This is a genomic window from Pseudomonas sp. BF-B-30 (assembly GCF_019956305.1).
GTDB classification, from domain to species: domain Bacteria; phylum Pseudomonadota; class Gammaproteobacteria; order Pseudomonadales; family Pseudomonadaceae; genus Aquipseudomonas; species Aquipseudomonas jessenii.
The window spans coordinates 111,580-128,363 of sequence record NZ_JAHBDG010000033.1 but is presented as its reverse complement, the minus strand read 5'-3'; the positions used below and the strand labels follow the sequence as shown (position 1 = coordinate 128,363).

General features: G+C 59.2%; 16 protein-coding genes, 4 tRNA genes and 1 riboswitch. Of the genes, 15 read left to right on the top strand and 5 right to left on the bottom strand.

From position 1 onward, the window contains the following. Positions 1 to 23 precede the first annotated feature (23 nt). The 5 genes from astA to astE all read left to right on the top strand — a co-directional run bounded on the left by astA (position 24) and on the right by astE (position 5,399). Positions 24 to 1,049 (top strand): arginine N-succinyltransferase, encoded by a 1,026-nt coding sequence (gene astA / locus KGB29_RS17895; protein WP_150812127.1) that lies wholly within the window; start codon positions 24 to 26, stop codon positions 1,047 to 1,049. Then, positions 1,046 to 2,515 carry a succinylglutamate-semialdehyde dehydrogenase gene (gene astD / locus KGB29_RS17890; RefSeq protein ID WP_174245554.1) on the top strand — a complete coding sequence of 490 codons (1,470 nt, stop codon included), beginning with the start codon at positions 1,046 to 1,048 and terminating at the stop codon, positions 2,513 to 2,515. The genes astA and astD overlap by 4 nt, the downstream gene beginning before the upstream one ends. A 162-nt stretch (positions 2,516 to 2,677) precedes the next feature. Next, positions 2,678 to 4,024 (top strand): N-succinylarginine dihydrolase, encoded by a 1,347-nt coding sequence (gene astB, locus KGB29_RS17885; protein ID WP_057713613.1) that lies wholly within the window; start codon positions 2,678 to 2,680, stop codon positions 4,022 to 4,024. A gap of 61 nt (positions 4,025 to 4,085) precedes the next feature. After that, entirely contained in the window at positions 4,086 to 4,376 is a 291-nt protein-coding gene (locus KGB29_RS17880; RefSeq protein ID WP_046042326.1) for a hypothetical protein, read from the top strand. Between the two features lie 12 nt (positions 4,377 to 4,388). Beyond that, positions 4,389 to 5,399 carry a succinylglutamate desuccinylase gene (gene astE / locus KGB29_RS17875; RefSeq protein ID WP_150812129.1) on the top strand — a complete coding sequence of 337 codons (1,011 nt, stop codon included), beginning with the start codon at positions 4,389 to 4,391 and terminating at the stop codon, positions 5,397 to 5,399. Between the two features lie 158 nt (positions 5,400 to 5,557). Here the strand turns inward: astE and KGB29_RS17870 are convergent, their stop codons facing one another. Next, positions 5,558 to 6,067, bottom strand: coding sequence for a 6,7-dimethyl-8-ribityllumazine synthase (locus KGB29_RS17870; RefSeq protein ID WP_150812130.1), 510 nt, complete (start codon positions 6,065 to 6,067; stop codon positions 5,558 to 5,560). Between the two features lie 103 nt (positions 6,068 to 6,170). Beyond that, positions 6,171 to 6,341: riboswitch (FMN riboswitch) on the bottom strand. Between the two features lie 197 nt (positions 6,342 to 6,538). Between KGB29_RS17870 and ltaE the strand changes: the two genes are divergently transcribed. From ltaE to KGB29_RS17835, 7 genes are all read left to right on the top strand, one after another. Next, on the top strand, positions 6,539 to 7,543 hold the full coding sequence (gene ltaE / locus KGB29_RS17865; protein WP_150812131.1) for a low-specificity L-threonine aldolase: 1,005 nt from the start codon (positions 6,539 to 6,541) through the stop codon (positions 7,541 to 7,543). Between the two features lie 146 nt (positions 7,544 to 7,689). After that, positions 7,690 to 10,311, top strand: coding sequence for an alanine--tRNA ligase (gene alaS, locus KGB29_RS17860; protein WP_057713617.1), 2,622 nt, complete (start codon positions 7,690 to 7,692; stop codon positions 10,309 to 10,311). A 91-nt stretch (positions 10,312 to 10,402) separates the two neighbouring features. After that, entirely contained in the window at positions 10,403 to 11,644 is a 1,242-nt protein-coding gene (locus KGB29_RS17855; RefSeq protein WP_007971040.1) for an aspartate kinase, read from the top strand. A 189-nt stretch (positions 11,645 to 11,833) separates the two neighbouring features. Continuing rightward, positions 11,834 to 12,022 (top strand): carbon storage regulator CsrA, encoded by a 189-nt coding sequence (gene csrA / locus KGB29_RS17850; protein ID WP_002554426.1) that lies wholly within the window; start codon positions 11,834 to 11,836, stop codon positions 12,020 to 12,022. A 62-nt stretch (positions 12,023 to 12,084) separates the two neighbouring features. After that, positions 12,085 to 12,175 (top strand) — tRNA-Ser (locus KGB29_RS17845). Positions 12,176 to 12,282: 107 nt separating this feature from the next. Next, positions 12,283 to 12,359: transfer RNA gene (locus KGB29_RS17840), tRNA-Arg, on the top strand. A gap of 72 nt (positions 12,360 to 12,431) precedes the next feature. Beyond that, a tRNA-Arg gene (locus KGB29_RS17835) sits at positions 12,432 to 12,508 on the top strand. Between the two features lie 19 nt (positions 12,509 to 12,527). Here KGB29_RS17835 and KGB29_RS17830 read toward each other — a convergent pair. Further along, entirely contained in the window at positions 12,528 to 13,046 is a 519-nt protein-coding gene (locus KGB29_RS17830) for a cell envelope protein SmpA (RefSeq protein WP_150812132.1), read from the bottom strand. Positions 13,047 to 13,367: 321 nt separating this feature from the next. On the opposite strand from KGB29_RS17830, the gene mgtE reads away from it, so the two are divergent. Further along, positions 13,368 to 14,810 (top strand): magnesium transporter, encoded by a 1,443-nt coding sequence (gene mgtE / locus KGB29_RS17825; protein ID WP_007971042.1) that lies wholly within the window; start codon positions 13,368 to 13,370, stop codon positions 14,808 to 14,810. 224 nt (positions 14,811 to 15,034) lie between these two features. Here the strand turns inward: mgtE and KGB29_RS17820 are convergent, their stop codons facing one another. Beyond that, positions 15,035 to 15,361 (bottom strand): Arc family DNA-binding protein, encoded by a 327-nt coding sequence (locus tag KGB29_RS17820; RefSeq protein ID WP_008066583.1) that lies wholly within the window; start codon positions 15,359 to 15,361, stop codon positions 15,035 to 15,037. Between the two features lie 110 nt (positions 15,362 to 15,471). Between KGB29_RS17820 and KGB29_RS17815 the strand changes: the two genes are divergently transcribed. Next, a complete protein-coding gene (locus KGB29_RS17815; protein ID WP_150812133.1) occupies positions 15,472 to 15,678 on the top strand; it encodes a hypothetical protein in 207 nt (68 codons plus the stop codon). A 97-nt stretch (positions 15,679 to 15,775) separates the two neighbouring features. Here KGB29_RS17815 and KGB29_RS17810 read toward each other — a convergent pair whose 3' ends face one another. Both KGB29_RS17810 and KGB29_RS17805 read right to left on the bottom strand, forming a co-directional pair. Continuing rightward, a complete protein-coding gene (locus KGB29_RS17810; protein ID WP_007992795.1) occupies positions 15,776 to 15,955 on the bottom strand; it encodes a PA3371 family protein in 180 nt (59 codons plus the stop codon). A 23-nt stretch (positions 15,956 to 15,978) separates the two neighbouring features. Next, on the bottom strand, positions 15,979 to 16,212 hold the full coding sequence (locus KGB29_RS17805; RefSeq protein ID WP_150812134.1) for a hypothetical protein: 234 nt from the start codon (positions 16,210 to 16,212) through the stop codon (positions 15,979 to 15,981). Positions 16,213 to 16,502: 290 nt separating this feature from the next. On the opposite strand from KGB29_RS17805, the gene KGB29_RS17800 reads away from it, so the two are divergent. Beyond that, positions 16,503 to 16,579, top strand: a tRNA-Arg gene (locus tag KGB29_RS17800). Positions 16,580 to 16,784: the final 205 nt, after the last annotated feature.

The window sequence follows — 16,784 nt, the reverse complement described above, 5'->3', positions numbered from 1 at the left end:
AGCGGCCCGTTTGAGGAGATAGCATGATCGTTCGTCCCGTACGCAGCAGCGATTTACCCGCTCTGATCGACCTGGCCCGCAGCACCGGCACCGGCCTGACCACCTTGCCGGCCAACGAAGAGCGGCTGGCCCATCGGGTCGGCTGGGCCGAGAAGACCTTTCGCGGCGAAGCCGGGCGGGGCGACGCGGACTACCTGTTCGTGCTCGAAGATGACGACGGGCGCGTGGTGGGTATTTCCGCCATTGCCGGCGCCGTTGGCCTGCGTGAGCCTTGGTACAACTTCCGGGTCGGTCTGACGGTCAGCGCCTCGCAAGAGTTGAACATCTATCGTGAAATCCCGACGCTGTTCCTGGCCAACGACCTGACCGGCAACTCCGAGCTGTGCTCGCTGTTCCTGCACGCCGATTTCCGCAGTGGCCTCAACGGTCGCATGCTGTCCAAGGCGCGGATGCTGTTCATCGCCGAATTCCCGCAACTGTTCGGCAACAAGATCATTGCCGAAATGCGCGGTGTTTCCGACGAGGCCGGGCGTTCGCCGTTCTGGGAAAGCCTGGGCCGGCACTTCTTCAAGATGGAATTCAGCCAGGCTGACTACCTGACCGGCGTGGGCAACAAGGCGTTCATCGCCGAACTGATGCCGAAATTCCCGCTGTACACCTGCTTCCTGTCGCCGGATGCGCGCAATGTGATCGGTCAGGTTCATCCGGACACCGAGCCGGCGCTGGCCATGCTCAAGAGCGAAGGTTTCAGCTACCAGGGCTACGTCGATATCTTCGACGCAGGCCCGGCGATCGAGTGCGAAACGGGCAAGATCCGCGCCGTGCGCGACAGCCAGGCGCTGGTGCTGGCCGTCGGCACACCGGGTGACGATGCCACGCCATTCATCATTCACAACCGCAAGCGCGAGGACTGCCGGATCACTGCCGCGCCTGCACGTCTGGCCGCCGGCACCCTGGTGGTCGACCCGTTGACCGCCAAACGTCTTCAACTCAACGCGGGCGATCAAGTGCGCGCCGTGGCGTTGTCCGCAGCTCGGGAGTCGAAATAATGAAGTCGCTTTACATCGCAGGTGAATGGCTGGCAGGTGGGGGCGAAGCCTTCGAGTCGCTGAACCCGGTGACGCAGCAGGTGCTGTGGTCCGGCGTCGGAGCCACCGCCGGTCAGGTCGAGTCGGCTGTGCAAGCGGCGCGTCAGGCGTTCCCGGACTGGGCGCGGCGCACCCTGGAAGAGCGTATCTCGGTGCTGGAGGCCTTTGCCGCCGCGCTGAAGAATCACGCTGACGAATTGGCTCATACCATCGGCGAAGAAACCGGCAAACCCCTGTGGGAAGCGGCGACCGAAGTCACCAGCATGGTCAACAAGATTGCCATCTCGGTGCAGAGCTACCGCGAACGTACCGGCGAGAAGAGCGGGCCGCTGGGCGATGCCACCGCTGTGCTGCGCCACAAACCCCACGGCGTGGTGGCAGTGTTCGGTCCTTACAACTTCCCGGGTCACCTGCCGAACGGCCATATCGTGCCGGCACTGTTGGCCGGTAACAGCGTGCTGTTCAAGCCTAGCGAACTGACACCGAAAGTCGCTGAGCTGACGGTCAAGTGCTGGATCGAGGCTGGCCTGCCAGCTGGCGTCTTGAACCTGCTGCAAGGCGCTCGCGAAACCGGCATCGCCCTGGCCGCGAACCCGGGCATCGACGGGCTGTTCTTCACCGGTTCCAGCCGGACCGGCAATCACCTGCACCAGCAATTTGCCGGTCGTCCGGACAAGATCCTGGCGCTGGAAATGGGCGGTAACAACCCGCTGGTGGTCGATCAGGTCGCCGACCTCGATGCCGCGGTGTACACCATCATTCAGTCGGCGTTCATTTCCGCCGGCCAGCGTTGCACCTGTGCCCGTCGCTTGCTGGTGCCGCAAGGTGCCTGGGGCGACTCGTTGCTGGCGCGCCTGGTGGCGGTCAGCTCGACCCTCTCAGTCGGAGCCTTCGATCAGCAGCCGGCGCCGTTCATGGGCTCGGTGGTTTCCCTTGGCGCTGCGAAAGCGTTGATGGATGCGCAAGAGCATCTGCTGGCCAATGGCGCCGTGGCGCTGCTGGAAATGACTCAGCCTCAGGCTCAATCGGCCTTGCTGACCCCGGGCATCCTGGACGTGAGCGCCGTTGCCGATCGTCCTGACGAAGAGCTGTTCGGCCCGTTGCTGCAGGTGATCCGCTACGCTGATTTTGAAGCGGCGATCGCTGAAGCCAACGACACCGCCTACGGTCTGGCCGCCGGCCTGCTGTCGGACTCCGAAGCACGCTACCAGCAGTTCTGGCTGGAAAGCCGCGCCGGTATCGTCAACTGGAACAAGCAACTGACCGGTGCCGCGAGCAGCGCGCCATTCGGCGGCGTAGGGGCCTCGGGTAACCACCGCGCCAGCGCTTACTACGCGGCGGATTACTGCGCGTACCCGGTGGCCTCGCTGGAAACGCCGAGCCTGGTGTTGCCAGCGGCCCTTACGCCTGGCGTGAAGATGGCGTGATGCCCATCGCGGGCAAGCCCGCTCCCACAGGTTCGGTGGCGTTCACATATCTTGTGTACGACGCAATCACTGTGGGAGCGAGCTTGCTCGCGATGGCCGCGACCCGGTCTAAAAGAACAGTTACTGAAGCCTATAACAACAGATTCTCGTGGAGCCTCGCTGATGAAATCCTATGAAGTCAATTTTGACGGTCTAGTGGGGCCGACCCATAACTACGGCGGCCTGTCCTACGGCAACGTCGCGTCCCAGAGCAACAGCCAGCAGTCTTCCAACCCCAAGGAAGCGGCGCTGCAAGGCCTGGCAAAGATGAAAGCGCTGATGGAAATGGGTTTCCAGCAAGGCGTACTGGCACCGCAAGAGCGCCCGGATGTGGCTGCACTGCGTCGCCTGGGCTTTGGCGGCACCGACGCTCAAGTGATCGAGCGCGCTGCCAAAGAGGCGATGCCGCTGCTGGTGGCCAGTTGCTCGGCGTCGAGCATGTGGGTGGCCAACGCCGCGACCGTCAGCCCGAGCGCCGACACCGCTGATGGCCGCGTGCATTTCACCGCCGCCAACCTCAACTGCAAATACCACCGCAGCATCGAACACCCGACCACCAGCCGCGTGCTGGGGGCGATGTTCGCTGACCAGAAACACTTCGCCCACCACGCCGCCTTGCCGGCCGTGGCGCAATTCGGTGACGAAGGCGCGGCCAACCACACGCGTTTCTGCCGTGAATACGGCGAAGCCGGTGTCGAGTTCTTCGTGTTCGGCCGCAGTGCGTTCGACACCCGCTACCCGGCACCGCAGAAGTACCCGGCGCGCCAGACCCTCGAAGCGTCCCAGGCCGTTGCCCGTTTGCACGGCTTGAGCGATGACGGCGTGGTCTACGCCCAGCAGAACCCGTCGGTGATCGATCAGGGCGTGTTCCACAACGACGTGATCGCCGTGGGTAATGGTGAAGTGCTGTTCTATCACGAGGACGCGTTCCTCGAGACCGAGAAGATGCTCGCTGAATTGCAGAGCAAACTCGCCAAAGTCGGTGGGAAATTTCAGTCTGTGTGTGTGCCACGTTCCGCCGTCAGCGTGGAAGACGCGGTTCGTTCCTACCTGTTCAACAGCCAACTGCTGTCGCGTCCTGACGGCTCCATGCTGTTGATCGTGCCGGAAGAATGCCGTGGCAACGAGCGTGTCTGGCAGTACTTGCAGGGTTTGACCAGCTCCGGCGGCCTGATCCGCGAAGTGAAAGTCTTCGATCTCAAGCAGAGCATGCAGAACGGCGGTGGCCCTGCTTGCCTTCGACTGCGTGTCGCGCTCAACGAAACCGAACTGGCGGCCGTCAACCCAGGGGTTATCATGACGGCACCGTTGTACGGCACACTGACCGAATGGGTCGAGAAGCACTACCGCGACCGCATGACCGAAAACGATCTGGCGGACCCGCAATTGCTGCTTGAGTGCCGGACGGCACTGGATGAACTGACGCAAATCCTTAAACTGGGCGCGGTTTATCCATTCCAGATCAATTGATCGACGGCGCGCCGCTTTCTACGGCAGCGCGCTGATTCATCTCAAACGAGAGCGTAAAGACATGAGCGATACCCTGCAGCTGATCCTTGAAGACACCGACGGCACGCAACTGGAAACGTCCTGCACCCGCGTCGCGGTCCTGTGGCAAGGTAAAGAGCTGTGGATCCAGCAGGACGGCCGTGGTCAGTTGCTGATCGGCGTGGACGTCGAGGAAGGCGATGCCGAATACGCCAACCTGCTGTTGCGCCCATTGGCGACTAATCTGGTAAGTCTGCAACTGGAGATGGAACCGGCTGAACTCGGCGACGACGAGGATCACGTTCACGGCCCGGATTGCAACCACGACCATTAAGGAAACCGCTCTATGCTCGCCCTCGGCAAACTGCTTGAACTGACCCTCGCCGGCCGCGAACCGGCGGAGAAGACTCAACTGACTGTCGAAGGCGTGCGCATGCGCTGGTTGAGCGAAGGTGCGCTGGAAGTCCGGCCACCTGAAGCGCGTGACAATGGCCTGGACCTGCTGCTGTCGGCGGGTATCCACGGCAACGAAACAGCGCCGATCGAATTGCTCGATCGCCTGTTGCACGACATTGCCCGCGGCGACTTGAAGCCGCGCGCACGTATTCTGTTCCTGTTCGGCAACCCGGAAGCGATTCGCAAGGGCGAGCGTTTCGTCGAGCAGGACGTCAATCGGCTGTTCAATGGCCGTCACGAACAAAGCAGCGGTTGCGAAGCCCTGCGCGCCTGTGAGCTGGAGCGTTTGGCTGCCAGCTTCTTCAGCCTGCCGGATCGCCAGCGCCTGCACTACGACCTGCACACGGCGATTCGTGGCTCGAAAATCGAGCAGTTCGCCTTGTACCCGTGGAAGGAAGACCGCCAGCATTCGCGTCAGCAACTGGCGCGCCTGCGTGCTGCCGGCATGGAAGCGGTGTTGCTGCAGAACAAGCCGTCCATTGTGTTCAGCTCCTATACCTACGACAAGCTGGGTGCCGAGGCCTTTACCCTGGAGTTGGGCAAGGCGCGGCCGTTCGGTCAGAACGACGGTGTCAACGTGTCGCTGCTGGAGAAGCGCCTCAAGCAGATCATCGAGGGCACCGAACCAGAACTGACTGAGGACGCGCTGGACGGTTTGCAGCTGTACAGCGTGGCGCGAGAAATCATCAAGCACAGCGACAGCTTCCGCCTGAACCTGCCGGCAGACATCGAGAACTTTTCGGAACTGGAAGTGGGTTACCTGCTGGCGGAAGATATCGCCAACACCCGCTGGATCATCGAGGAAGAGGGCGCCCGAATCATCTTCCCGAACCCCAGGGTGAAGAATGGTTTGCGTGCCGGCATCCTGGTTGTGCCGACTACCGACGAAAACCTGGCTTGAATTCAGCATAGAACCAATGTGGGAGCGGGCTTGCTCGCGAAAGCGGAGGCACATCCAGAATCGATGTGACTGTTACACCGCTTTCGCGAGCAAGTCGAATCGTCGCACCGCCACTCCCACATTTGGTTTTGAGTGAGGCCATAGACCTCACTTAGCCTTTAGACAGCTACCGCACGCGGCTCACTGCGACGCAGCGAGCGGATCTTCATCAGCGTATCCGCGCAAGTCTTCGCCGCTTCCTGACCTTTATGCAGGAAATGCTCGAAGAAGAACTTCTGGTGTTCTTCACCGGCATGGAAGTGGTGCGGGGTCAGGGACACCGAGAACACCGGCACTTCGGTTTCCAGTTGAACCTGCATCAGGCCGCTGACCACCGACTGGGCGACGAACTCGTGACGGTAGATCCCGCCGTCCACCACCAGGGCTGCGGCGACGATGCCGGCATAACGACCGGTCTTGGCCAGCAACTTGGCGTGCAGGGGCATTTCAAAGGCGCCGCCGACTTCGAAGAAATCGATGTCGGATTCCTGATAACCCTGGGTAATCATTTCGGCGACGAAGCCTTTACGGCTCTGGTCGACAATGTCCTTGTGCCAGCAGGCCTGGATGAACGCTACGCGCTCGCCCTGATGGTGTTTGCTTTTGCTGTCGATTGCGGTGGGTTGCATGTTCTGACTCCTGTTTGTGTGAAAAACAGGGCGTTATGAATCGAAGGGGATCTGAGGGTACGCACGCTCGCACGAATGCCGGCGGACGGCCCTTTGTTGTCAATCCCGTTCTCTCTTCATCCGGACTATGACCGTCGGCCCCGGGATCACACCGGGTCTGCTGACCTTGCTGTCAGGCACCGCCGAAGCCGTGCTGTCACCAAGCGCTCGCGGGCTATGCGCATTGCGCGCAATTACCGCCGGTGGGGAGTTGCACCCCGCCCTGAGAACGTTTTTGCCGCCCAAATGTTTGGCGGCGCAGCGTTTTTATCACATATTTGCGGTATGCGCATGACCCCTTTTGGATGATTGTCATCGACTTTTCCGTTGGTTTAATCGGCCTTTTCCTACGCAAGGGTTGATTAATCGTCGCCATGCCCGCAGTAATTCTTTCCTGAAAGGGATTTCCCCCTGCTTACCGAGGCCAGATTCATGAGTGTTATCGATCTTCGCAGCGACACCGTCACCCAACCTTGCGCCGGCATGCTCGAGGCAATGACCAAGGCCGCCACCGGCGATGACGTGTATGGCGAAGATCCGACGGTCAATCACCTGGAAGCCGAACTGGCCAGACGCCTGGGTTTCGCCGCGGCACTGTTCGTGCCGACCGGCACCATGAGCAACCTGCTGGGGTTGATGGCCCATTGCGAGCGCGGTGACGAGTACATCGTCGGCCAGCAGGCCCACACTTATAAGTACGAAGGGGGTGGCGCAGCGGTGCTTGGCTCGATCCAGCCGCAACCGCTGGAGGTGCAGGCCGATGGTTCGCTGGACCTGGCGCAGGTCGCTGCAGCGATCAAGCCGGACGACTTCCATTTCGCCCGCAGCCGTTTGCTGGCGCTGGAAAACACCATGCAAGGCAAGGTCCTGCCGCTGGAATACCTGGCGCGGGCGCGCAGTTTTACCCGCGAGCATGGCTTGCAACTGCACCTGGACGGCGCACGTCTGTACAACGCGGCAGTGAAGCTGGGTGTGGATGCCCGGGAAATCACCCAGTATTTCGATTCCGTCTCGGTGTGCCTGTCCAAAGGCCTGGGCGCACCGGTCGGTTCGGTGCTCTGCGGCTCGGCCGAGCTGATCGGCAAGGCCCGGCGCCTGCGCAAGATGGTCGGTGGCGGCATGCGTCAGGCCGGGGTTCTCGCGGCGGCAGGCCTGTATGCGCTGGATAACAACGTAGAGCGCCTGGCCGATGACCATGCCAACGCGCAGTTGCTGGCCGAAGGCCTGCGCGGGGCGGGGTTCGAGGTCGAACCGGTGCAGACCAACATGGTTTACGTGCAGATGGGCGACCAGGCCGAGGCCATCAAGGCCTTTGCCGCCAAGCGCGGGATCAAACTCAGTGCCGCTGCGCGTCTGCGCATGGTCACGCACATGGACGTCAGCCGTGCGCAAATCGAGCAGGTCGTCGCGACATTCGTCGACTTTTCGCGCAAGTGATAGCGTTAGCACTCCAATTGACCGTTTCTATCGTATAAACACGCTGTACCCCGCGCGCAGGGCCGATATAATGCGGCCCTTTGCCGTCGCTTCGTCTGTTGACGTTTCGAACAGGCCTTTGGCCGCAGCCTCCGTGGAAGAACCTAATGAAAAGCGCAGAAATCCGTGAAGCCTTCCTTCGCTTCTTCGAAGAGCAAGGCCACACCCGTGTAGCCTCCAGCTCTTTGATTCCGGGCAACGACCCAACCCTGCTGTTCACCAACGCGGGGATGAACCAGTTCAAGGACTGCTTCCTGGGCCAGGAAAAGCGCGCGTACACCCGCGCTGTCAGCAGCCAGAAATGCGTGCGCGCCGGCGGCAAGCACAACGACCTGGAAAACGTCGGTTATACCGCTCGTCACCACACTTTCTTCGAAATGCTGGGTAACTTCAGCTTCGGTGATTATTTCAAGCGTGATGCCATCAGCTACGCCTGGAACTTCCTGACTTCCGACAAGTGGTTGAACCTGCCGAAGGAAAAGCTCTGGGTCACCGTCTACGCCAGCGATGACGAGGCGTACGACATCTGGACCAAGGAAATCGGGGTTCCGGCCGAGCGCATGGTGCGCATTGGCGACAACAAGGGCGCACCGTACGCCTCCGACAACTTCTGGACCATGGGCGATACCGGCCCGTGCGGTCCTTGCACCGAGATTTTCTACGATCACGGCGCCGACATCTGGGGTGGCCCACCGGGCTCGCCGGAAGAAGACGGCGACCGTTACATCGAAATCTGGAACAACGTGTTCATGCAGTTCAACCGCACCGCCGATGGCGTGTTGCACCCGCTGCCAGCGCCGTCGGTCGACACCGGCATGGGCCTGGAGCGGATCAGTGCCGTGCTGCAGCACGTTCACTCGAACTATGAAATCGACCTGTTCCAGAGCCTGCTGAGCGCTTCGGCCAAGGCCATCGGTTGCACCAACGACGCCCAGGCTTCGCTGAAAGTCGTGGCTGACCACATCCGTTCCTGCGGCTTCCTGATCGCCGACGGCGTGCTGCCGTCCAACGAAGGCCGCGGCTACGTGCTGCGCCGGATCATCCGTCGCGCCTGCCGTCACGGTAACAAGCTGGGCGCCAAGGGCAGCTTCTTCTATCAAATCGTCGCGGCCCTGGTCGCCGAGATGGGCGAAGCCTTCCCGGAACTGAAATCCCAGCAGGCGCACATCGAGCGCGTGTTGAAGGCCGAAGAAGAGCAATTCGCCAAGACCCTGGAGCAGGGCCTGAAGATCCTCGAGCAGGATCTGGCCGAGCTCAAGGGCGACGTGGTGCCGGGCGACGTGGTGTTCAAACTCTACGATACCTACGGTTTCCCGATGGACCTGACCGGCGACATCGCTCGCGAGCGTAGCTTGACCATCGACGAAGAAGGTTTCGAGCGTGAGATGGAAGCCCAGCGCGTTCGTGCCCGTTCCGCCAGTTCCTTCGGCATGGACTACAACAGCCTGGTCAAGGTTGATGTGGACACCGAATTCACCGGTTACACCGCTCACAGCGGTTCCGCCAAGATCGTTGCTCTCTATAAGGACGGGCAATCGGTCGACGTGTTGAGCGAAGGCGAAGAGGGCGTGGTCGTTCTCGATCAGACGCCGTTCTATGCGGAATCCGGTGGTCAGATTGGTGATTGCGGTTTCCTCCAGGCTGGCGCTGCGCGTTTCGACGTGCGCGACACCACCAAGACCGGCGGTGCGTTCCTGCACCACGGTGTGCTGGATTCGGGCAGCCTGATCGTTGGCTCGCCAGTTCAGGCGCAGGTGGATGCCGAGGTGCGTCACGCCACTTCGCTGAACCATTCCGCGACTCACTTGCTGCACGCAGCATTGCGTCAGGTGCTGGGCGATCACGTTCAGCAGAAAGGCTCGCTGGTCGACAGTCAGCGCCTGCGCTTCGACTTCAGCCACTTCGAAGCCATCAAGCCTGAACAACTGAAAGCGCTGGAAGACATCGTCAACGCCGAGATTCGCAAGAACTCCGAAGTTGAAACCGAAGAAACCGATATCGAAACCGCCAAGCAGAAAGGCGCCATGGCGCTGTTCGGCGAAAAATACGGCGACAACGTACGCGTACTGAGCATGGGCGATTTCTCCGTCGAGCTGTGCGGCGGTATCCACGCGAACCGTACCGGCGACATCGGCCTGCTGAAAATCATCAGCGAAGGCGGTGTGGCATCGGGCGTGCGTCGTATCGAGGCAGTCACCGGTGCGCAAGCGCTGGCTTACTTGAACGCGGCGGAAGAACAACTCAAGGAAGCGGCCAGCCTGGTCAAGGGCAGCCGCGATAACCTGATCGACAAGCTGTCGGCTGTGCTGGAGCGCAACCGTCTGCTGGAGAAGCAACTCGAGCAGTTGCAAGCCAAGGCTGCCAGTGCCGCGGGCGACGATCTGTCGGCCCAGGCGCTGGACGTCAAGGATGTGAAAGTGCTGGCCGTGCGTCTGGACGGTCAGGATGGCAAGGCGCTGCTGGCGCTGGTCGATCAACTGAAAAACAAACTCGGCCGCGCAGTGATCCTGCTCGGCAGTGTCCATGAGGAAAAGGTCGTTCTGGTTGCAGGCGTAACCAAAGACCTGACTGGCCAACTCAAAGCCGGTGATTTGATGAAGCAAGCCGCTGCGGCAGTGGGCGGGAAGGGTGGTGGTCGTCCAGACATGGCGCAAGGCGGCGGTACCGACGCTGGCGCACTGGATGCGGCACTGGCCCTGACCGTTCCGTTTGTAGAGCAGGGTCTATAAGGCAGTACTTGCGGCCCGCAGTCTAGTGGTGGGCCGCAACGCTGTTTGAGTGATTATTTGGGCGCCCTTCATGGGCAGAGGCGGCTTTGAAATGGCTTTGATCGTACAGAAATTTGGAGGCACCTCGGTCGGCACTGTCGAGAGAATCGAGCAGGTCGCCGACAAGGTTAAGAAATTCCGCGATGCCGGCGATGACCTGGTGGTTGTGCTGTCTGCAATGAGCGGCGAAACCAACCGTCTGATCGATCTGGCCAAGCAAATCAGTGGCGACGGCCAACCGGTTCCGCGCGAGCTGGACGTGATCGTTTCCACCGGTGAGCAGGTGACGATTGCCCTGTTGGCCATGGCGCTGATCAAGCGCGGCGTGCCGGCGGTGTCGTACACCGGCAACCAGGTGCGGATTCTGACGGATAGCGCGCACAATAAAGCGCGTATCTTGCAGATTGATGACCAGAAGATTCGCGGTGACCTGAAGGCAGGTCGTGTGGTGGTTGTCGCCGGTTTCCAGGGCGTCGACGAGCACGGCAACATCACCACCCTCGGTCGTGGCGGTTCCGACACCACCGGCGTGGCGCTGGCGGCAGCCCTGAAGGCTGACGAATGCCAGATCTACACCGACGTCGACGGCGTCTACACCACCGACCCGCGTGTGGTGTCCGTGGCTCAGCGCCTGGACAAGATCACCTTCGAAGAGATGCTGGAAATGGCCAGCCTCGGTTCCAAGGTGTTGCAGATCCGCGCGGTCGAGTTCGCCGGCAAGTACAACGTTCCGCTGCGCGTACTGCACAGCTTCAAGGAGGGTCCGGGCACCCTCATTACTATTGATGAAGAGGAAACCATGGAACAGCCGATCATTTCCGGTATCGCTTTCAACCGCGATGAAGCCAAGCTGACCATCCGTGGCGTGCCAGACATCCCGGGCGTTGCCTTCAAGATTCTCGGCCCGATCAGTGCCGCGAACATCGAAGTCGACATGATCGTGCAGAACGTCGCGCACGATAACACCACCGACTTCACCTTCACCGTGCACCGCAACGACTACCAGGCGGCGCAAGCCGTGCTGGAAAAAACCGCTGGCGAGCTGGGTGCCCGTGAAGTCGTGGGCGACACCAAGATCGCCAAGGTGTCGATCGTCGGCGTTGGCATGCGCTCTCACGCAGGCGTGGCCAGCCGCATGTTCGAATCCCTGGCCAAGGAAAGCATCAACATCCAGATGATCTCGACTTCGGAAATCAAAGTCTCCGTAGTGATCGAAGAGAAGTATCTGGAACTGGCTGTGCGCGCTCTGCACACGGCTTTCGAACTGGACGCACCGGCCCGCCAGGGCGAGTGATGCGTTTGCCAAAAGGCGCGGTCTGACCGCGCCTTTTGTTTTTTTGAATGGCGTGACCCCCCGAGACTGTTCTTTTGCTCGCGCTAGTCAATACTCAGGCATGTAGGGCTGCGACCGCTCCGGTTGTGGGTCGAGTGCCTTTTTTTTGCAGACTGTTGTCCCTGAAATGAAATGCGTGAGGAGAAAGGTATGCTGATTCTGACTCGTCGGTGTGCAGAAAGCCTGATTATCGGTGATGGCGAAATCACCGTGACCGTGCTCGGCGTCAAAGGAAATCAAGTGCGCATCGGTGTTAATGCCCCCAAAGAGGTAGCTGTTCACCGGGAAGAAATTTACCTGCGTATCAAGAAAGAGAAGGACGAAGAACCAAGCCATTAATTTTTATCGTTTTTTATGTTTGCAAACGGGGAAGAAGCTGGTTAATATACGCCCCGTGTTGCGGAGAGCTGGCCGAGTGGCCGAAGGCGCTCCCCTGCTAAGGGAGTACACCTCAAAAGGGTGTCGGGGGTTCGAATCCCCCGTTCTCCGCCATTATTTGCGTAGTACGTTGTAATCTGGCTTTTTCGGTAAGTTGTTGAAATTACTAGAAAAAGTGCTTGACATAGAGATTAGGCGGCCTATAATGCGCGGCAACAAATGCACTCGTAGCTCAGCTGGATAGAGTACTCGGCTACGAACCGAGCGGTCACAGGTTCGAATCCTGTCGAGTGCACCATTTAAGAGTTAGTTACAGCAATGTAAGTAACTTGGTTTCAACCAGTTGTGATCTGGTATAAAAACACAAATTGCACTCGTAGCTCAGCTGGATAGAGTACTCGGCTACGAACCGAGCGGTCACAGGTTCGAATCCTGTCGAGTGCACCATACAACAGAAAGCCCGCATTTAATGCGGGCTTTTTGCCGTCCGGGATTTGGCTTTTCCTTTCGTGCATCCTCTCTCGTCGAACTCCACCTGTGCACTGCGACCTCGCAGGGTGTCGTAGCGGTAGCTCGTGGCTGAATTTCGAATACTGATCCTGTCTGGCTTGCCGAGGGCGCTTTCGACGTCTTGCTGGCTCATGCCGGCGATCACTCGCTGATTGATGATTGCCTCCCGGCGCTCTCTGGCATTGATCAGGTTTCCACACTTGTCCTGCGCCTGACCGACCACGGTCGGCTCTCTGCTTCGGATTTTCATACCTGATGTTTCGCGGGGCTCGGCTGGCGGCATTAGCGCCATCGTGTTGCCAGGTGTAAAGGCGCGGGCGTCCTGAAGTGAAACATTCTCTCCCGCGGCACAACCCAGTGTGGTGAAGGTAATGCGCCCATTGGCAGCCTCACAGCGCTGAACGGTGGTGGCGACCGCCAAGGGCAGGGGGCTGAGCAGGGTGAAAACCAAAAAGAATTGAGCAACTGATGGCATCAGGCGTCCTCCGTGACGTTCCTTTTCAAGGGTAGCGGCTACAATTTTCGAAGGGGTGTGTGTTTTCTTTTCGGAATACGTCGTCGCATTTTCATGGATCAGGCCGATGCTCAGGTTTGTTGTGCAAGCGCTTGTTTCAGCCGAGATTTTTTAACGTTTAAAACCGTCAGGCGGTGTATCATTGCGCCCGTCAGCCCCGCCGGGGCTTGTGGAATACCTCCATGGACTTACCCAGTAGTTACTCAGTACCCCGTTTCACCAATCATGAATTGACTGATTGATCCTTCCGGCGTGCCCCGCTGCTGGGAGTGGAGTTCGCCTATGTCCGAAGTTGAAGTAAAGAAAACGCAGGAAAGCTTGCAGGATCGCCTGGCTCAGGTGGTTGAGTTGCTGCAGCGCCAGCGAGTTGTAGAAGACCTGACTCACCGCCAGGAAGGCCCGCATCATGACCGGGTCGAGAACCTGGTCCACCGGCAGAACCTCGTCGAGTTGCAACGCAAACTCGATGACCTGCACTCCGCCGACGTCGCCTACATCCTTGAAGCCTTGCCGCTGGACGACCGTCTGACGCTCTGGCAACTGGTCAAGGCCGATCGCGACGGCGACATCCTTCTTGAAGTATCCGATTCGGTCCGTGAATCACTGATCGCCGACATGGACGATCACGAGCTCCTGGCAGCCGCCAAGGACATGGATGCCGACGAACTCGCTGACCTGGCCTCCGAGCTGCCGCGAGACGTCGTCCATGAGCTCATGGAGACCCTCGACCAGCAACAACGCGAGCGCGTGCGTTCGGCTCTGTCCTATGACGAGGAGCAGGTCGGTGCGTTGATGGACTTCGAGATGGTGACCATCCGCGAGGATGTCAGCCTTGAAGTGGTCTTGCGTTATCTGCGCCGTCTCAAGGAGTTGCCGGGCCACACCGACAAACTGTTCGTGGTCGATTACGACGGCGTGCTCAAGGGCGTGTTGCCGATCAAGCGTTTGCTGGTCAACGATCCGGACAAACAGGTTTCCGAGGTGATGGCCAGCGATCCGGTGAGTTTCCACCCGGACGAAGACGCCTACGATGCCGCCCAGGCATTCGAGCGTTATGACTTGATCTCCGCACCCGTGGTCGACAAGAACGGCAAGCTGATCGGCCGTCTGACCATCGATGAAATGGTCGACCTGATCCGTGAAGAGAGCGAAAGCGAAGTTCTCAACATGGCGGGTCTGCGTGAAGAAGAAGACATTTTTGCGTCGGTCTGGAAATCCCTGCGTAACCGTTGGGCCTGGCTGGCGATCAACCTGATTACCGCGTTCGTGGCTTCTCGGGTCATCGGTTTGTTTGAGGGTTCGATCGAGAAGCTCGTGGCGCTTGCGGCGTTGATGCCGATCGTGGCGGGGATCGGTGGTAACTCGGGTAACCAGACCATCACCATGATTGTTCGGGCCATGGCGCTGGACCAGGTGAGCACCGGCAATACCTCGCGCCTGATGCGCAAGGAATTGGCGGTAGCGCTGATCAACGGCGTGATCTGGGGCGGGGTGATCGGCGTGGTTGCCTACCTGCTCTATGGCAGTTGGTCTTTGGGCGTGGTGATGACTGCCGCGATGACGCTCAACTTGCTACTGGCGGCGTTGATGGGGGTTCTGATCCCGATGACCCTGGCGAAGATGGGGCGCGACCCGGCGATGGGGGCCAGCGTGATGATCACGGCCATGACCGACAGCGGCGGCTTCTTCATCTTCCTGGGGCTGGCGACAATCTTCCTGCTCTGAAGCGCCGTTCATTAAAACCCCGCCTTTGGCGTAATGCTGTAGGAGCGAGCTTGCTCGCGATGGTCGTTAACGATGCCGCGTGTTTACTGACTAAACGCGGCGCTCTTGAGTCCATCGCGAGCAAGCTCGCTCCTACAGCGTTATGTCTTTGGCGGGTTTTTTGTGCCTGGATTTCAGGCAAAAAAAAAGCCAGCGATCAGGCTGGCTTGGGCTTACTGGCTGAATCAGGAAGCGTCGGCGGTCATTTCAGCGTCATGGGCGATCAGCGAAACCAGGGCGTTCTGCTGTCGATGGGAGAGCTGGCGGAAGCGCTGCAGCAACTCCCGTTCGTGCAAGGAAAGCTCCGGGCTGTCCAGGCGCATGCTCAACTCTTCTCCCAGTGCGCCTTCCTGAATAAGACTCTGTTCAAGGCGCGCAATGATTTCGGAGTTCATGCTGCGATGATGATTGCGAGCCACCTCGGCAATGCGTTCACGCATTCCGTCTGGCAGACGTACGACGAACTTGTCAGCCGTACGGCTGGAATAAATTGCCTGTTTCAATGGGCGCATATATTTAACCGGTTAGTTCAGGGGAGCGGTTTTCGGGATTGGCCGCAGGATGTCTGGTAGGACAAGCGCTCTGACCAAATGTTCAACCTGAATTCATAGAGGCGCGCATCATGCCTCAAAGCAGCCAGATCCTTGGCGCCAATTATGTGACAAATATTGAACTGGATAAAGGCGTTCTGCCAGCACCAATTATCAGAAATGCGGACTGGTTTGAAAAGTTCGACCAGGCCGTATCGCTTATCGCTTTCTCCACCCGACGAAAGGTTTCAGGCGGGCAGGAAAAAGTGAACTCGGACCCCGTTCCTTGTCTTTTATAGGATAGTGGCAAATTGCCGATTTACTAGGGGAAGTCGTATAGCGGGGGTGAATTCAGGATGGATGGCAGGCCCTTGCAGCGGGTCTGCCGTGTCAGGATCAACGCAGTACCGGATCAAACTTGATCTTGCGCCCAGCGATCAATGCGAGCACGAACAGCGCGCTGAATACGCCACAGGCGATCAGGGGGAGGGTGACGACCATGTCCTGGGTCAATGACAGATGGAAAATGCCGCTCAACAAGGCGAGGACGAAGAAACTCGCGGCTGATCTGGACATGCTGTGCTCCTGGTAAAGGTCATTCAAAATACCAAACGTTCGGCAGACGGAGCCGGCACCAGGATGTTTTCCTGACCTATCTCCTGACTGACAAGGCTGTGCCGGTCGCTCGTCACTGCCAGCTGCGGCGCCTTCTGCAACTGAAGGTAGCGCGGCATACGTTGGGCAACCTGCGTAGCGCTGCTCTCGGGAACAAAATGAACGCCCGGTAAAATCGCCAGTGCGAATGCATACGAGAGTGAAAGGGCGCTCTTCATGGGACGGGCCTCGGTTGTTCTGTGAAAACAGCAGAAGCAGCTCGCATGCCAGAGTCTATCGACAATTAAATTCTTTAAAAACAATGAATTAAGTTATTTTTGGTAAAGCGCCATATTGCACTTTGCAATGATGGCTTTTTGCAGTGATGCAATTTGCATGGTAAACAAGTCCGCGCCCGGCCGAGGCGTCTGCCTACACTTAAAAAGCCTACGGACGACATGACAAAAGCCAGCCCGGCCGTTAACATGCACGCCGTCCATCGCACCGCGTATCGTCGCGGTCAACCTGTGTCTCAGTAGCTCAATTGGATAGAGCATCCCCCTCCTAAGGGGAAGGTTGGCAGTTCGAACCTGCCCTGGGACACCATATTTTTCAGCTCCCCCCGCCTGTTTCAATGCTTCCTTTTCACGACTTGTAGATAAAGTTCTGCAAATTCAGGCGCCTTGGATTTATCGAAGCCTTCAACTCTACCTTCGCGCCTTTGCGCCTCCTCTCCCACGTAGTCTGAATCTCCCATCCCGTCTGGGAGTGCGCGGGGGAGTAGGTACAGGTTGGTGCGGCAGGATTTACC